We start from the raw sequence: 1,235 nt of genomic DNA, 5'->3' as shown, positions 1-1,235 counted from the left end.
GCTGGGGTTCCTGCTGCGCTTCCTGCCCACCAGCGTGCCGCTGACCGACGGCACCGGCGTCATGGCGCCCGCGCTGGCCCTGCTCGCCCTGGGGGCGCTGACCGTCGGGCTGCGGGCGGTCGCCTCGCCGTACCGGCCGTCGCTCCGTGCGGCGCTGCACCGCTCGGCCGGCGACCCGCGCGGCACGCTCCTGCTGGCCTGCGCGGTGCTGCTGGCCGTGCTGCTCGCCTGGGCGATCCCGCTGCTGGTGCCGCTGCTGCCGGGCCCGCTGGCGTTCGCCGCCGCCGTCGTGGACCTGCGTGCGGCGGGTGAGCGCGCCTGAGACCCGCGCCCCTTCCGGCGGTCAGGGGAGGGCGGCGAGTTTCTCGCGTACGGCGTCCGCCTGGGGCCGGCCCGACCCGGCCAGCAGGTCGAGCGCGCGGCGCCACGCGCTGCGGGCCTGTTCCCGTGCGCCGGCCGTGGCGTGGACGTCGCCCAGGTTGACGAGCGTCTGGGCGAGGAAGGAGCGGCTGTCCAGCTCCTCGAACACCGCGGCCGCCCGCCGGTAGTACGCCACCGCGTCGGAGTGCCGGCCCGCCCGGTGGTAGGCATGGCCGATGGTGTCCCAGGTCAGCGCCTGGTCGTTGGGGTCGTCGAGCTGCTCGTACAGGGCGGCGGCCCGGCGGCAGTAACGCAGCGCCTGCTCGTACTCGCCGGTCTCCACGAGCACGTTGCCCGTCGTGTTGAGCGCCATCGCCTGCCCGATGAGGTCGTCGGCGGCCACGTAGAGGCGCAGCGCCCGGGTGCCGTGCTGCAGCGCCTCGGCGTACTGGCCCTGCCGGTAGAGCAGCGCGCACAGGTTGACGTGGGTGTGGGCCTGGCCGACGCGGTCGCCGAGCCGGTCGTACAGGTCGAGAGCGAGCCGGATGTGCGGCTGCGCCTCCACGTGCCTGCCCAGGTTCGAGCAGGCCATGGCGATGCCGCGGTGCGCGATGGCCTGCGCGCGTACGTCGCCGAGCCGTTCGGCGGCGGCCAGCCCGGTGCGCTGGGTGGCGCGCCACTCGTCCCAGTGGCCCTGCCGGTAGAGGAAGTCGGTGACGACCCAGACGAGCTGCCAGGCGTGCACGTCGAACGCCTCGGCGGCGGCCCGGGAGATCAGGCCCGACGCGTGGTTCCGGGCGAACACGTATCTGAGCCGTGCGCAACGCGCGCTGGCGGAGCAGGTCGTCGAGGCCGTGCGCGACTACCGGATCCCC

Annotated in this window: 2 protein-coding genes; one reads left to right on the top strand and one right to left on the bottom strand. The window is 75.3% G+C overall.

What is annotated here, in order from left to right; genetic code table 11:
- Positions 1-322, top strand: a 322-nt coding sequence (locus tag ABZW11_RS46255; protein WP_355432938.1) for a hypothetical protein, incomplete at its 5' end; no start/stop codon positions are given.
- Positions 323-343: 21 nt separating this feature from the next.
- Here the strand turns inward: ABZW11_RS46255 and ABZW11_RS46250 are convergent.
- The gene (locus ABZW11_RS46250) at positions 344-1,105 is read right to left on the bottom strand and encodes a tetratricopeptide repeat protein (RefSeq protein ID WP_355432936.1); all 762 of its coding nucleotides are present in this window, start codon (positions 1,103-1,105) and stop codon (positions 344-346) included.
- Between the last annotated feature and the right edge of the window lie 130 nt (positions 1,106-1,235).

Origin of the sequence: Nonomuraea sp. NPDC004580, assembly GCF_040609855.1 — a bacterium.
Lineage (GTDB): Bacteria > Actinomycetota > Actinomycetes > Streptosporangiales > Streptosporangiaceae > Nonomuraea > Nonomuraea salmonea.
This window is presented reverse-complemented; position numbering and strand designations above follow the sequence as displayed.